Genomic DNA, 15,090 nt, shown 5'->3' on the forward strand with positions numbered 1-15,090 from the left:
CAGAAACGCACCGTCGAGGAAACTTGGCGCCACATCGGCCACCTCGTCGAAACCATCGAGGCAGCCGAATGCAAGAACTACTTCGAAAACGCCGGATACGCTTCCGTCAAAACATGAAACGCTCTAGTGGACGGCTATCGCCACATAACCACTTTGGCCAAGCCTTACGCTCCGCAGGAGTTGGAGCGGGCAATTGCGGCGAGCTTTGCCACGTCTAGCCGCTGATCCGAGACGAGCGCCCCGACATTGCACCGAAGGTTTCCGGCATGAGCCAGTCTTGCTCGACGAGAACGCGAAGCTTGTAGGCCCGATCCAGCGCCTGCTTGCTAGCAGCTTCCCAGGGTCCAGCGGCGTCAGGTTCCTGCAAGCGTGCTTGCTCGGCCATTTCCAGACAAAATTCAGCCCGCTCGTTTAGAATTCTCACTGCGGCCCTCATAACCCGCTCCATCTCGTCGAATTGGGCAGAGGCCAGGACCTCCCCGGTGTAGCTGTGACCTATATGGCAGTCGAACTTGATGATCGTACCATTCTGGGATTTAAGGAGCGCGCCACCGCATTCCGGGCAGGTCAGCGCCAGCGGGCGATCGAATTTTTCGCCGTCGATGGTCGGAGAGTCCCCCTCGGCCTCAGGTTGAGAAGACTTGTTCGGCATAGCCGCTTCCTTTCCTGCCTTTCCGTTGACCAGTTCAACAAGCAATCCGGGCATGCGGGAGAGCGCCACGCGGTAGTCCAGCGCCACGTGAGCGGCAGCACTGCCCGGCATTTCCGGATACGCCGCATCGTCGGGATCCTGGACAATCGCAATGCCGCCGCGGCGCTTTATTTCCCCGAGTCCCAGCGATCCGTCATTCAGATAGCCGGTCAGGACCACGCCGATCGCATTTGGACCATAGGCCTCGGCCACGCTACGAAACAAGGGGTCGATCGCCGGGCGCGCCCAGTTCTCCTTCGGGGTTCTCAACAGACGCAGCTTGCCATGTGAGACTATCATGTGGTGATCGGGCGGCGCGACATAGATTTGGCCGGACGAGATCTGTTCGTAGTTGGTGGCATGTTTTGCCGGCACAGGTCCGGCGGCATTCAATATCGCGGGTAGTTCGCTTCGATGGGCGCCGATATGCAACACGATCAGAACCGAGGCTGGAAACGCTTCCGGCAGCTTGGCAACGAGATCGCGCAACGCATCGACCCCGCCCGCCGAGGCGCCGATTGCGATCACTGTGGAGCGTGCCATGACGATTCTGAAGTCCGTTCGTCGAATCTAACGTCCAAACGCGAGTAAGGTTCTACGCGGCTCAGGATTCAGAGAGAAAATGGCGCTTTCTTTTGCTTAGGGCAAACTCGCCAGTTCCCTGAGTATAAGCGATGTCCGCTTCTGGCGTTCGGACGCGAGCGTGGGAACGTCATGCTTGAGGCGCAAAGCAGACGTCTAGCTTTGGTCGGCGCAGGCACGGAGAACTCTTTGTGCTCCAGGTAGCCCACCCCCCCTCACCCCACGATCTGCAGCGTCCCCTGGCGCCGCACCTCGGCCTCTATCTCCCGCACCAGCGTCTCCAGCGCCGGATTGCGGGCGTTGCGGGCGCGGCGGATGACGTAGGCGAGATCCGGCGGCTTGGGGAACGTCTTGTCGGCGATCTCCATGCCGGGTTGCAGATGCCGCTGGCTGAGCAGCGCGACGCCGAGCCCGGAGGTCACGCCGGCGATGATGCCGGCCGCACTCGAGCATTCGAACACGATCTCGAACAGCGTTCCCTCGTCCTGGCCGAGATCGAGGCCCCAACGGCGATAGAAGCAGTTGTCGTCGAATGACAGGAACGGCACCGGGTCCCCCTTCGCCAGGACCAGCTCCGGCGACTTCACCCAATGCAGGCTCTCGCGGAAGAGCAGGATGTCGGTCGGGCGGACCTCGTGCTGGAACACCTGGATGATGGCCGCGTCGAGCGCCCCCTCGCGCAGCAGCTTCTGCAAGGCCAGGCTCATGCGCACTTGCGTGCGAACGCTCACCTCGGGGTAGAGCCGGCGAAACCGGCCAAGGATGCGCGACAGGTCCGTGCAGGTCGTATCCTCGGTCATCCCCAACGCGATCTTGCCTTGCAGCGTGCTCTTCGACAGGCTGAGGATCGCCTCGTCATGGATGCCCAGGATGCGCCGCGCGTAGCCCAAGAGATCCTGCCCTGAACTGGTGAACATCGGCGCGTTGGCCTTGCGGCTTAGGATTTCGCAGTCGAGGCTCGCTTCCAGCCGCCTGATCTTGTGGCTGACGGCCGACTGCGACAGGCCCAGCATCTCGGCCGCCCGGGTGACGCCGCCATGTTTCTCGATCGCCACCATCGCCCGCAAGGCATCGACATCCAGGCGGCGGCTCATCACTCCAGCCATGACAATCCTCGTTCGAAACGAAAGTGGGCGCTTCAGTTCCTGGCGCGGAATCGGTTCTCAGGCAAATGGATATGCCAGATTCGTGGCTATTTCATGGATTCATCGAAATTTGTCATGTGCAAAGGCGGATGCGCGCCGCCATAAGTCGGCACCTGGGATTGACAGTGATCCGCTTGGCGCCCGCCGGCGCCGCCTCGACGAAGAGACCGCATGACGCCTAGACCTCTGTCCCATCGCCTGGCCTGGCCGCTTCTGGCGGCGGCCCTGGTCGTCAGCTGGAGTTCCGGCTTTGTCGGCATCCGCTACGCCAGCGAGAGCGCCGATGTCATGCTGGTCCTGTTCTGGCGGACCTTGATGTCGGGGCTGGTCCTTCTGCCCTTCGCGCTCATGGTCGGGCCGCGCATCGGCGCAGGCGCCCTGATGCGGCAGATGGCGTTCGGCGTGGCGATGATGTTCCTCTATCTCGGCGGCTTCGCGCTTGCCATCGGCCAGCGCGTGCCGACCGGCCTCGTCGCGCTGATCTCGGACCTCGTCCCCCTCGCCATCGCGGCCCTGTCGCAGCCCGTTCTGGGCCATCGGCTGACATCGAGGCAATGGACCGGAACGGCGCTCGGGGTGGCCGGCGTGCTCATCGTCTCGCTGAACAGCCTCAGCCTCGGGACAGCGCCGGCCTGGGCGTACATGGTCACCATCGCTTCCATGATGGTCTTTGCCCTGGCGACCGTGCTGCAGAAGGGGATGGGCACCATCAACATGCCCATCCACCAGAGCCTGTGCATCCAATGCCTGACGGCGGCGATCTTCTTTGCCGCCTGCGCCGAATGGAATGGCGGGCTGATGCCGCCGCTCGATGGCCGTTTCGAGTTCGGCATCGCCTGGCTGGTGCTGTTTTCGACCTTCTTCTGCTACGGCGTCTACTATGCGAGCCTGCGCCTCCATAGCGCCGCGCAGGTCAGCAGCGTCATCTATCTCAGCCCGCCGGTGACGATGCTCTGGGCCTGGCTGCTCTTCGGCGAGCCGCTTTCATTGGCGATGGTCCTCGGCCTTGCGGTGACGCTGTTCGGCGTCTGGCTGACATCCTCGCGCGGCACGGTATCGAAGACAGGTCTGCGCCCGGTCGGGCAGCCCGCCGGGCAATCGGCCGATTGATCGCGATCCGCGCAAAACGCCAACCATCGACCCCAAGGGAGTGAACCCCATGAAGCTGACTGATTTCAAGGCCCTGACCTTCGACTGCTACGGCACCCTCATAGATTGGGAATCCGGCATGATCCAAGCCCTGAAGCCGCTGATCCGGCGGGTTGGCGGCGCCTTGAGCCGCGACGATATCCTGCAGGCGCATGCAAGGCACGAATCCAGCCAGCAGAACTGGACGCCGCAAAAACGCTACAGCGACCTTTTGGCTGTCGTCTACAAGCGGCTCGCCGAGGAATGGGGCGTCGTGGCCACGCCGGAGGAATGCATCGCCTATGGCCAGAGCGTGAAGGACTGGCCGGCCTTTGCCGACACCGCCGCCGCCCTGCAATACCTCAAGCAGCACTACAAGCTCGCCATCCTCTCCAACGTCGACAATACGAGCTTCTCCTTCAGCAACAGGAAACTCGGCGTCGATTTCGACGCGGTCTACACGGCGGAGGACATCGGCTCCTACAAGCCGTCGCCCCGGAATTTCGACTATATGCTGGAAAAGCTGGCGACGCTCGGGATCAGCGACAAGGAGGTCCTGCACACGGCCGAAAGCCTGTTCCATGACCATGCCGTGACCAATGGCCTCGGCCTAAAATCGTGCTGGATCCAGCGCCGGCACGCCGATCAGGGTTTTGGCGCCACGATGCACCCCGGCGACATGCCGAAAGTCGACTTCCGCTTCGACAGCATGGCCGATCTGGTGAAGGCACATAAGGAAGATTTGCGCGCCTGATTGGCCATCCACGGGGAGTAAGAACGCGCCGGGCGTCGTCAGTTCTTTTTATGGGGGATGCCGCCGCGCTCGAGCGACTTCTCGGCCGAGGCGCCGGAACCCCACAAGGCGCGGCCGAGCAAGCCCCTGCGCTTGCGCGGGAGGAGGTCGATATCGCTGACGAGCTTGGCGCCGCCCTTGCGCCGCTCGAGCGTGATCTTGCGGCTGTGGAAGGCCTCCAGCTCGGCCCGGTGCGCGACGCTCACGATGGTGACATCGGGCAATTCGCGGATGATGGTTTCCATCATCTTGTCCTGGCTCTTCTCGTCGAGTGCCGCCGTCGCCTCGTCCAGCACGATGATGTCGGGCGCGTGCAGGAGGAGCCGGGCGAAGGCCAGCCGCTGCTTCTCGCCGCCCGACAGGGTCTGGTCCCATGGCGCGTCTTCGTCGATCTTGGCGCCGAGATGACCGAGCCCGACCTTGTCGAGGGCGGCCTTGATCTGCGGAACCGTCCAGTCGTCGGCGGCGCCGGGATAGGCCGCTGCCCGGCGCAGCGTGCCCGAGGGAATGTAGGGACGCTGCGGCAGCATGAACATGCGTTTGCCGGGGTGGAAATCGACGCTGCCGCCGCCCCACGGCCACAGGCCCGCTATCGCCCGCACCAGCGTGCTCTTGCCAGAGCCGGATTCGCCGGCCACCAGCAGTCGCTCGCCCGGCTGGATCACGACCTCGGTTTCCTTGACCACGGCGGTGCCGTCATCGAGCGACACCGAGAGATTGTTGAGGCTCAGCATCGTGTCGTCCTTGGTCTCGCCGCGATTGATGCGCCCAAGCGCGTCGCTCTCTTCCGCGCGTTCGAGCCCGTCGAGCGACATCATCAGCGAGGCGATGCGCCGTGCCGAGGCGTTCCAATCGGCAAGACGCGGATAATTGTCGACCAGCCATCCGAACGCGCCCTGCACGATGGCAAAGGCGGACGCCGCCTGCATGACCTGACCAAGCGACATCGAGCCGTCGAGGAATTTTGGCGCGCACAAAAGCACCGGCACCACCGGCGCGAAGAGGCTAGACCCCTGCGACACCAGAGCCGTGCGCATGTGCTGGCCGGCAAGCATCGCCCACCGCTTCAGCACGCCGGCGAAGGTCCTGTCGATGCCGCTGCGCTCCTCCTCCTCGCCGCCGAGCAAGGCGATGCTCTCGCCGTTTTCGCGCACGCGCGTCAGCGTGTAGCGAAATTCCGCTTCCGCCTGGTTCTTCTGCTCGGAGAGCTCGACGAAATGCCGGCCGATGACCACCATCGAGGTGGAAGTGATCGCGGCATAGATGACCGCGGTGATGACGAGGAAGCCCGGAATGGTGACGGTCGACCCGCCGATCGGCAGCGTCAGCGCGCCGCCGATGGTCCACAGCACGACGATGAAGGTCGACGCGGCCAGGAAGGCGTTGATGACGCCGGAGATGAAATCCACGGGCGATTCCGTGGCGATCCGCAGATCCTCGGCAATGCGAGCTTCCGGGTTCTGGTGATCGCCGCCGACGAGATTGAGCTGGTAGTAGCGGCCATTGGTGAGCCAGCGGCCGATGACCGACGTGGTGAGCCAGGAGCGCCAGCGGCGCTGGATCGTCATGCGCAGATAGACCTGCGCGACGACGAGGCTGACGCTTCCAAGCACCAGCGGCACGAACACGGCGCTCAGGAAATAGACGGTCGGGGCATTGCGCTGTTCGATGGCGTCGAAGATCGAGCGGTTCCAGACATTGATGCCGTACTGGAAGCCTACATTGACGCAGATCAGGATCAGGAGCCCGATCGTGCACGGCCAGGCGAGCTTGTCGCCGCGCCGGCTCCAATAGCCGCGCGCGCTGATCCAGAAACGCTTCAGCAGGTATTTCTTGCGCGCCTGCTCGGCCTGTTCGGGGCTCAGTTGCGGATCAGGTTCCACCGCCTCCGGCGGCGGTGCGGCCTCGCCGACGACCTCGGAAGCGGCCTCGACATCGGATGCCTCCCGCTGGCGGGGCTTCCTGGCACCGTTTGGTTTGGCGCCGCCGACCGGCTTCGGTTTGGATTTGATGTCTGCCACAATCGCCATAACGGCCTGGATATCGGAAGGTTTCATCGTCTTCCTGATATGGCGGTTGCCGGCGGTGCCAAAGCTGTTCCGGCGTCCCCGATATCCGCAGCCACGCCATGACTTCACCGCCGCACAATCGCCACCAAGCCACGCGAAGAGCTTGTAAAAACGGAGGTTCCACGATGCGTCTGGTCTGGACTTTGGTGTTGGCGCTGGCGAGCGGTGCGGCCCATGCGGCTTCGCCGGAGGACGACTACATCGCCGCGCGCGACAAGGCGATATCGGCCATCGCCGCGATGGAAAGCGCCAACGCTCCCGTGGAAACGCTCGATGCGGCCAATGACAAGGCCCGCGCCGATCTCGAACAGCGCCTTTCCACGCTTCTGGGACCTTTCACGGTCAAGGGTTTTCCGGCGGCCGGCACGATCAACATCGAAAGCCTCAGTTCCTCCGATGTCGGATTCGGCATGCTGGACGGGCTGCGCCACGGCACCGAGGATGGCCCGAGCATCGTGGCGTCGACACGCGGACTGGTCGAGCGCTGGCTGCAGTCGCGCGCCGCCGAGACCGACGCCGATCTCAAACTGCCCACCGGCTTCGACGCTGCGCTGAAGCTCGATGCCTTCTACACCCAGGCCATCGGCAGCGACGCCGCTTTCACTGGCACGCTCGACTTCAAGCTGAAGACGCCCGACGGCGCCGACATGGCGATCGCCCGCCTCGGCGGCTGGGCGCAGGATGTCGGGCCGAACTACGACCAGGAGGTCGTCGTCACGCTGGTCAAGGGCAACAGCGTCATGATCGCCGAGGCGCCGGCGACACCTCCCGTCCCGAAGATCGCGGCCTGCGACGCGGTCTGGACCGCCGCCGATGCCGCCGCCCAGAAGCTGGTCAAGCAGGCCACCGGCGACAGCGACGAAAACACATCCGATGCCGCCGACGCCGCCTGGGCAAAAGGCGACAGCGACTTCCGCGCCTGCATGGGCAAGAGCCTGCCTGACAACCCCGTCTTCCCCGCGCTGCTTGCCCAGGCGCAAGCGCTTGCCGACCATATGGCGGGGAAGTAGGGCGCGGCACCGAAGCTGCCAATCTCCCCACTTGTGGGGGAGATGGCCGGCAGGCCAGAGGGGGGGCGCTGTCCCGCCGACGTCTCAGTGGATCACTTTTGCCTTTGGAGGGGCGCGCACCGCGTAGCCCAGCAAATAAGCAAGGCCGAGTTCCTTCGCGCCCCCCTCTGCCCTGCCGGGCATCTCCCCCACGAGGGGGGAGATTGGCAGTTTCGCCGCCGGCGCCGATTCCGCCCCCTTGCCGCCTGCGCATCGCGTCACGATATTGTCGGCGCGCTGGCCTTGCTGAAGGCAGTTGCCAGCACAGTTGAAAATGGTTGAAAGGAAGTCTCGCTCGCGCTCCGGCGCGGCGGGTGGTTGAACAGTGTGGGAAACTCGCAATGACGACAGGCACGAAAGCGACGGAAACCAAGGCATTCGAGGCGGATGTTTCGCGGCTGCTGCACATGATGGTGCACTCGGTCTATTCCGATAAGGACGTCTTCCTACGCGAACTGATTTCCAACGCCGCCGATGCCTGCGAGAAGCTGCGCTTCGAGGCCGTCAGTCATCCGGAATTGCTGGCCGATGACCCCAAGCCGCGCATCTCGATTTCAGCCGATCCCGACAGCAAGGAGATCACCGTCGAGGACAACGGCATCGGCATGAGCCGCGACGACATGACGGAGGCGCTGGGCACGATCGCGCGCTCGGGCACGCGCACCTTCATCGAGCGCGTCGGCACCGGCAATGCCAGCGAAGACACGCAACTCATCGGCCAGTTCGGCGTCGGCTTCTACTCCGCCTTCATGGTGGCGACCCGCGTTGACGTCATCAGCCGCCTGGCGGGAAGCGACGAGGCCTGGCGCTGGTCGTCCGACGGCAAGGGGTCCTACGAGATCGCGCCCGCCCCGCTCGAAGCCGCTCCCAGGCGCGGCACCCGCGTCGTGTTGCATCTGATGGACGACGCCGTGTCCTATACCGGCTCCTACCGGCTCGAGCAGCTGGCCAAGTCGCAGTCGGGCCACGTGCCCGTGCCGATCACGCTCGTCGAGAAACCCGGTGCCGAGGCGCGCGACATTGCCGATGGCACGGCCCTTTGGGTAAGGCCGAAAAGCGAGATCAAGCCCGAGGAATATACCGATTTCTACCGTAGCCTCGCCGGCCAGTATGACGAGCCGGCCGCCACCATCCATTTCCGCGCCGAAGGCAGGCAGGAATACTCAGTGCTCGCCTTCGTGCCCGGCTCGCGTCCCTTCGATCTCTTCGACCAGGACCGCAAGGGCCGCATCAAGCTCTATGTGCGCCGCGTCTTCATCACCGACGATGCCGATTTGTTGCCGCGCTATCTGCGCTTCATGCGCGGGCTCGTCGATTCCGCCGACCTGCCGCTCAATGTCTCGCGCGAGATGATCCAGGAAAGCCCGTTGCTGGCCGCGATCCGCAAGGGCCTGACCAACCGCGTGCTCGGCGATCTTTCGAAGCTGGCCGAGAACGAGCTCGAGGCCTATGCGAAAATCTGGGAGAACTTCGGCGTCGTCCTCAAGGAAGGGCTCTACGAGGACCATGAGCGGCGCGAGCAGCTCTTGAAGCTCGCCCGCTTCCACTCGACGGCCTCGGGCGAAGGCTGGCGCGGCCTTGCCGACTATGCCAGCGCGATGAAGGAGGGCCAGAAGGCGATCTTCTTCATGGCCGGCGACGACCGCGCCCGGCTCGAAGCCTCGCCGCAGCTCGAAGGTTTCAAGGCGCGCGGCATCGAGGTGCTGCTGCTCACCGACCCGGTCGACAGTTTTTGGACGTCGATGGCGCCGGAATTCGACGGCAAGCCGTTCAAGTCGGTGACGCAGGGCGTGGCCGAACTTTCCGACATTCCCTTGCTCGACGAGGCGAAGAGGCCGGACACCACGGCTACGCCCGAAGTCGACGGCTTCCTCGCCTTCGTCAAGGCAGCGCTTGGCGAAGCCGTGTCGGACGTCAAGCCTTCCGACCGCCTGACCGAAAGCGCGGTCTGCCTGGTAGCGCCCGAACATGGACCGGATCGGCAGTTCGAGCGGCTGCTCAACGCCGCCGGACGCCTCGACAAGACGGCCAAGCCGATCCTCGAGATCAACCCCCGCCACGAGCGCGTCCGAGCTCTCGCCAGCCTCGGCGACGACGAGCAGGCCTTCAAGGACGATGCCGCCCACCTGCTCTACGACGAGGCGCGCGTGCTCGACGGCGACAAGCCGGCCGACGCCAGGGCGTTTTCCGAGCGCCTTGCCCGCCTGATCGCGCGCGGTATCTCGAAGGGCTGAGGCGCGCTGGCCACCTGTTCTCGACGTGTTTATCGCTCGAAGGTGCAAGACGGGGTTGCGCAGCGACCCCGTCCGCCGAAAATTGGCGTCTATCCCAGCAGGGAACGGGCTGAAATCCACTGGCTCAATCGCCCACTGTAGACATCGCGCTTGCAATCACCCAATCTTGGCGCCGGGAACAAAATAAGCGCTTCCAAGAAGGCGCGAACGTCCGGGTGCTCATGAAACGACGATGGACATTGTATGATCCACGGCTGGCCTGGATGCTCGTCGCGCCGGTGCTCCTGCTGCTGATCTTTTTCCTGGTCCTGCCGATCGCCGTGATGGCCGGCTATACCTTCTTCACCTTCGTCACCGCCGGCGTGGAAACGAGCGCGTTGACGACCGCGAACTGGCACGAATTCCTCACCGACAGCTATTATTCCGGCTTCCTTGTGAAGACGCTGCGGGTCGGCGCCATCACGGCGCTGCTTTGCGGCGTGCTCGGCTATTTCCCCGCCTATTTCATCTGGGCCACGACCTTCAGGCACAAATGGTTGCTCTTGCTACTGCTGATCGTGCCGTTCTGGATCAGCTTCACCATCCGCACCTTCTCCTGGATCAACATCCTGGGCGAACAGGGCGTCATCAACGTCGCGCTGCTGAAATTGGGCATCATCAACGAGCCGCTGCCGATGCTCTACAATGAAGGCGCGGTCATCCTGGGCATGCTGCACTTCCTGCTGCCCTACATGATCCTCAACGTCTATGTCAGCCTGGAGAGCATTGATCGCACATTGATTTCGGCGGCCCGCTCGATGGGTTGCACGAGCGCGCAGGCGTTCCGCGAGGTCACGCTGCCGCTGTCGCTGCCCGGCCTCGCGGCGGGCCTGCTGCTCTGCTTCGTGCTGGCCGCCGGCAGCTATGTGACGCCGCAGCTCCTCGGTTCGGGCCGCGACGCGCTGTTCGGCAACCTGATCTACGACACCATCATGGGCGAGCTGAACTGGCCGATGGGCGCCACGCTTTCGATCGTGCTGTTCATCGTGCTCGGCGTCTTCGCCGCCGTCTACACGCGCTACATGGGCATGTCGCAGATCGTCAAAGGACTGGGTGGATGACGGGGCTTGGCGGATGAGCGGGACCCGGCGCAAGCAGGAAGGCAGATGGGCCTGGCGGCTGACCGGCTTCGTCACGGTCTGCGTCTATATCTTCATGTTCGCGCCGATCGTGGCGACAGTGATCCTGTCGTTCAACGCCTCGATGTTCGGCGGCTTCCCGATGACCGGCTTCAGCCTGCAATGGTACGGCAAGCTGATGGCCAACGACGCGGTGCTGGCCGCCTTCCGCACGTCCTTGTGGATCGCCTTGGTCACCGCCATCGTCACCACCGCCATCGGGGTCACCACGGCGTTTGCCCTGGTGCGCTTCGAATTTCGCGGCAAGCAGGCGCTGAGCACGCTGGTGATCCTGCCGGCGCTGGTGCCCGAAACAATCCTCGGCGTCGGCCTGCTGGTGCTGATCAAGGCCGTCGACCAGCCCAGAACCATGCTGCTCCTGGTGCTCGGCCATATCCTGCTTGCCGTGCCCTATGTCGTGCTGATCGCCCAGGCGCGCATGATCGGCATCCGGCGCGTCTATGAGGAGGCGGCACTGTCGCTTGGCGCCTCGCGCTTCTCGTCCTTCCGCGAGATCACGCTGCCGCTGCTCATCCCGGCCGTGGTCGGCGGCGCGCTGCTCGCCTTCACCATCTCGTTCGACAACACTTCGGCCAGCCTGTTCTGGCGGCCGGCAGGCGTCGAGACCATGCCCACCCAGATCCTTTCCATGCTCAAGATCTCGATCAGTCCGGAAATCAACGCGCTCGGCACCGTGATGATCCTGGTGACCGTCGGCATCCCGCTGATCGGCGGCCTGATCCTGCAAAGCCTGACAAAACTGAGACGACGTGGCGAACCAAAGGAGGAAACACAATGAAACTGACCACCACAAAGCGGTTGGAACGACTGCACGACCGATATGCCAATGGCGATTTGAGCCGCCGCACCTTCCTGACGCTGACCGCCGCCGCGGCAGCCTCGGCGGGCCTTTCCATGCCCTGGATGGGCCGGGCGCTCGCCGCGGTCCAGGAGGTCCGCTTCGACGGTTGGGGCGGCACGGTGCAGGACGCGATCGACAAGTTCGCCTTCCAGCCCTACACGACCAAGACCAAGATCAAGGTGGTCCAGGGCACGTTCGGCGACGAGGACGAGATCATCACCAAGATCAAGACCGCCAAGCCCGGCGACTACCAGGTCATCCATTCCTCGGGCGTCAACTATTACATCAAATATGTGAACGCCGGCCTGACCTCGGAGATCAACGAGGCCAACATTCCCAACATGGCCAACGTGCTGCAGCCGATGATCGAGCCGTTCCGCAAGCTGACGCCGAAGCTTTCGGCCGTGCCCTATGACTATGGCACGACGGGTATCGCCTACAACACCAAGGTGATCTCGCCGGAGGAAGCCAAGGAAAAGGGCGCGGCACTGCTGCTCGACAAGAAATACGCCGGCAAGGTCGGCGGCTATTCCGACATGACGACGCGGGTCTGGTACGCGGCGCTCGCCACCGGGCAGGATCCCAACAATCTCAAGGACATGGACGCCATCTGGGCCAAGGTGCGCGAGACGCGCGACCTCGCCAAGAAGTTCTGGAGCTCCGGCGCGGAGCTGATGGATCTGCTTTCCAAGGGCGAGATCGTGGTGACCGATGCCTGGTCGGGCCGCGTCGCCGCGCTGCAGGACCAGGGCCACCCGATCGGCTATCTCGATCCGGCCGGCTCCTATGCCTGGATGGAGGACATGCTGATCCTGAAGGGCTCGCCGATGGCCGAGTGCGAGGAGCTCATCAACTTCATGCTCGACCCGGCGACCTCGATCGCGGTGGCAGAGGGCCAGAGCTATCCGCCGTCGCTCGACCCCAACAAGGTCAAGCTGACCGAGAAGATCGAGAAGCTGCCGGCGTTCGACAAGACGGGCACGATGAAGTCGCTGACCTTCGCCGATCCGACCTACTGGGCGACCAACGAGGACGCCTGGACCAAGCAGTGGAACAGGATCTCCAAAGGTGCCTGACAGCCAGGACATGACATTCCATCCCCGGCCTGTCCTGGCCGGGGCAGCCGGCGCGCGCGCGGCCGCCGAGGCAGACAGCCCGGCGGTCGAGTTCCGCGACATCGACATCGCCTACGGCAAGTTCGTCGCGGTGCGCGATTTCTCGCTCTCGATCCGCAAGGGCAGCTTCGTCACCCTGCTCGGGCCCTCGGGCTGCGGCAAGACCACGATCCTGCGCTCCATCGCCGGCCTGGTCGACATTTCGGGCGGCCAGATCATGATCGATGGGCGGCGGGTCGATGATATCCCGATCTACAAGCGCAACATCGGGCTGGTCTTCCAGAGCTACGCGCTGTTCCCGCACAAGAACGTGTTCGACAACGTCGCCTTCGGCCTGAAATACCGCAACGTGCCGAAGCCCGAGATCGCCCGCAAGGTCGGCAAGGCGCTCGAGATGGTGCGGCTGCCGGGCAGCGAGAAGAAGCTGCCCTCGCAGCTGTCGGGCGGGCAGCAGCAGCGCATCGCGCTTGCCCGCGCCATCGTCTTCGAGCCGCAGGTCTTGCTGCTGGACGAGCCGCTGTCGGCGCTGGACGCCAACATGCGCGAGGAGATGCGCGTCGAGATCAAGAAGATCCAGAAGGAAACCGGCATCACCGCCATCTTCGTCACGCACGACCAGGAGGAAGCGCTCTCCATGTCGGATCGCATCGTGGTGATGAACGCCGGCGCGGTGGAGCAGATCGGCACTCCGGAGCAGGTCTATGAGACGCCGGCCACCGCCTTCGTCGCCGACTTCCTCGGCAAGGCCAACATGCTTGCCGGGACCGTGAGCAGGTCCGGCCAGGCGGTGGTGCTCGGTACCGGCCAGACGATCAGCGTGGCGTGTCCAAGGCCGCTTGCCGACGGCAGCAAGGTCACTGTCGTGGTGCGGCCGCAGAAATTTTCGGTCGGTACTGGAACGAGCGGCAACCGGCTCACTGGCCGCGTCGTCTCGGCCTCGTATCTGGGCGGCAGCGCAATCTACGAGATCGACATCGGCGGCAAGACCAGCCTCCGCGCCAACACGCCGATCACTGGCCGCGTGCTTCGCGAAGGCGAGGCGATCGACCTCGGATTCGACCCGGAGGGCTGCGTCCTGCTCGACGACAGCGGGCGGCGGATTTCCTAGACCCCGCACGTCACGTTGCGGACTTCATTGTATCATGGCTCCGCCCGGCATGCGGTTTGGATGCCTGAGATGCGTTGGCGTGATGCCGGTCTGCTGGCGGAACACGCGGCTGAAATGGCCGGCATTGGTGAAGCCGCAGCGGTAGGCGATGTCGCCGATCTGCAGGTCGCTGCCTTCCAGCAGCGACTTCGCATGATGCACCCTGAGCGCCAGATAGGCGGCCATTGGGCCGATGCCCAGTTCCGATCCGAAGAGCCGTTCGAGCTGGCGCCGCGAGCAGTTCAGGCGGCTTGCGATCTCGGCGACCGACAGCGTCTCCTGGAGGTTGCTCTCCATCAACAGCAAAGCGCGTTTCACCGCCCGGCTCGACGCACCAGGAAACAGGTCGCCCACGGGCTGCACGTCCCTGCTGCTTCTGATCCGGTCGAGGACGAGGATCTTGGCGGCCTTTTCAGCCGCCTTCTGGCCGATGAACTGGGACACGAAGTGGCCGGCAAGGTCGGCGGCGCCGGTGCCACCGGCGCATGTCGAGCGGCCCCGGTCGACGGTAAACAGGCTGTCGGCATGAGCGTTCACCTCCGGGAACCGGCTGCGGAAATCCTTGATGTGGAACCAGCTGACGGCGGCGCTATAGCCATCGAGCAGGCCGTAGCGCGCGAGCACGAAGCTGCCCGTGCAGAGCGCCGTCAGGGGCACCCCCTTGCCGGCGGCCCGCAACAGGAACGCCTCCTTCTCGGAACTCAGGCTGCGGTTGGTGTCGAGCAGCCCGCCGACCACGACGACATTGTCGAAGTCCTCCGGATTGCCGATCCCCCCGGTCGGCAGCAATTCGACGCCGCAACTCGCCCGGATCGGCAGGCCGCGTTCGCCGACGATCTCCCAGTCGAACTCTATCCTGCGGCTGCGGTCACCTTCGTCGCCCGCCAGCCGCAGCGTGTCGATGAACAGCGACAGCGGCGACAGGGTGAAGTCGCGAACCAAGAGAAACGCAAACCGCCTGGCCATTGTTGTTCGAAACCGTCTTGTCTCAAGCTTATTCAGCCAGCACATTATCCTGGAACAGCGGACGATGTGTTTGCCAAAAGCGGCACCGGATTTCTTGCTTATCGCTGGCCGCGCAGTCCAGGGCGCCCTCCCTCAACACACCGCCTCAAGTT

At 64.1% G+C, this 15,090-nt stretch carries 12 protein-coding genes and 1 pseudogene; 9 read left to right on the forward strand and 4 right to left on the reverse strand.

Annotated features, from left to right (window positions below; genetic code table 11):
• Nucleotides 1-117 (forward strand): annotated as a pseudogene (locus EN804_RS18150) (IS630 family transposase); the annotation flags it as partial.
• A gap of 97 nt (nucleotides 118-214) precedes the next feature.
• On the opposite strand, the gene EN804_RS18155 reads toward EN804_RS18150, so the two are convergent.
• Nucleotides 215-1,234: a chemotaxis protein CheB gene (locus EN804_RS18155; RefSeq protein WP_135920570.1), complete on the reverse strand. Its 1,020-nt coding sequence runs from the start codon at nucleotides 1,232-1,234 to the stop codon at nucleotides 215-217.
• Between the two features lie 254 nt (nucleotides 1,235-1,488).
• On the reverse strand, nucleotides 1,489-2,379 hold the full coding sequence (locus EN804_RS18160; protein ID WP_135920572.1) for a LysR family transcriptional regulator: 891 nt from the start codon (nucleotides 2,377-2,379) through the stop codon (nucleotides 1,489-1,491).
• Between the two features lie 210 nt (nucleotides 2,380-2,589).
• Between EN804_RS18160 and EN804_RS18165 the strand changes: the two genes are divergently transcribed.
• Both EN804_RS18165 and EN804_RS18170 read left to right on the forward strand, forming a co-directional pair.
• Complete coding sequence (locus EN804_RS18165) at nucleotides 2,590-3,528, forward strand: DMT family transporter (protein ID WP_135920574.1); 939 nt, start codon at nucleotides 2,590-2,592, stop codon at nucleotides 3,526-3,528.
• Nucleotides 3,529-3,577: 49 nt separating this feature from the next.
• On the forward strand, nucleotides 3,578-4,300 hold the full coding sequence (locus tag EN804_RS18170) for a haloacid dehalogenase type II (protein ID WP_135920576.1): 723 nt from the start codon (nucleotides 3,578-3,580) through the stop codon (nucleotides 4,298-4,300).
• 38 nt (nucleotides 4,301-4,338) lie between these two features.
• Here EN804_RS18170 and EN804_RS18175 read toward each other — a convergent pair whose 3' ends face one another.
• Nucleotides 4,339-6,360 carry an ABC transporter ATP-binding protein/permease gene (locus EN804_RS18175; RefSeq protein WP_135920939.1) on the reverse strand — a complete coding sequence of 674 codons (2,022 nt, stop codon included), beginning with the start codon at nucleotides 6,358-6,360 and terminating at the stop codon, nucleotides 4,339-4,341.
• 173 nt (nucleotides 6,361-6,533) lie between these two features.
• Here EN804_RS18175 and EN804_RS18180 point away from each other — a divergent pair, with 173 nt between their 5' ends.
• The 6 genes from EN804_RS18180 to EN804_RS18205 all read left to right on the forward strand — a co-directional run bounded on the left by EN804_RS18180 (nucleotide 6,534) and on the right by EN804_RS18205 (nucleotide 13,933).
• Nucleotides 6,534-7,418, forward strand: coding sequence for a hypothetical protein (locus EN804_RS18180; protein ID WP_135920578.1), 885 nt, complete (start codon nucleotides 6,534-6,536; stop codon nucleotides 7,416-7,418).
• A 380-nt stretch (nucleotides 7,419-7,798) separates the two neighbouring features.
• On the forward strand, nucleotides 7,799-9,691 hold the full coding sequence (gene htpG, locus EN804_RS18185; RefSeq protein WP_135920580.1) for a molecular chaperone HtpG: 1,893 nt from the start codon (nucleotides 7,799-7,801) through the stop codon (nucleotides 9,689-9,691).
• A 239-nt stretch (nucleotides 9,692-9,930) separates the two neighbouring features.
• Complete coding sequence (locus tag EN804_RS18190) at nucleotides 9,931-10,791, forward strand: ABC transporter permease (protein WP_246689203.1); 861 nt, start codon at nucleotides 9,931-9,933, stop codon at nucleotides 10,789-10,791.
• Nucleotides 10,792-10,804: 13 nt separating this feature from the next.
• Nucleotides 10,805-11,647 carry an ABC transporter permease gene (locus tag EN804_RS18195; RefSeq protein WP_127870264.1) on the forward strand — a complete coding sequence of 281 codons (843 nt, stop codon included), beginning with the start codon at nucleotides 10,805-10,807 and terminating at the stop codon, nucleotides 11,645-11,647.
• Complete coding sequence (locus EN804_RS18200; RefSeq protein ID WP_127280705.1) at nucleotides 11,644-12,786, forward strand: ABC transporter substrate-binding protein; 1,143 nt, start codon at nucleotides 11,644-11,646, stop codon at nucleotides 12,784-12,786. Before EN804_RS18195 ends, EN804_RS18200 begins: the two co-directional genes overlap by 4 nt.
• A complete protein-coding gene (locus EN804_RS18205; protein ID WP_135920583.1) occupies nucleotides 12,779-13,933 on the forward strand; it encodes an ABC transporter ATP-binding protein in 1,155 nt (384 codons plus the stop codon). Before EN804_RS18200 ends, EN804_RS18205 begins: the two co-directional genes overlap by 8 nt.
• 24 nt (nucleotides 13,934-13,957) lie before the next feature.
• On the opposite strand, the gene EN804_RS18210 is transcribed toward EN804_RS18205, so the two are convergent.
• Nucleotides 13,958-14,938 carry a GlxA family transcriptional regulator gene (locus EN804_RS18210; protein WP_127870262.1) on the reverse strand — a complete coding sequence of 327 codons (981 nt, stop codon included), beginning with the start codon at nucleotides 14,936-14,938 and terminating at the stop codon, nucleotides 13,958-13,960.
• Nucleotides 14,939-15,090: the final 152 nt, after the last annotated feature.

Source organism: Mesorhizobium sp. M8A.F.Ca.ET.161.01.1.1 (assembly GCF_004792105.1).
GTDB lineage: Bacteria > Pseudomonadota > Alphaproteobacteria > Rhizobiales > Rhizobiaceae > Mesorhizobium.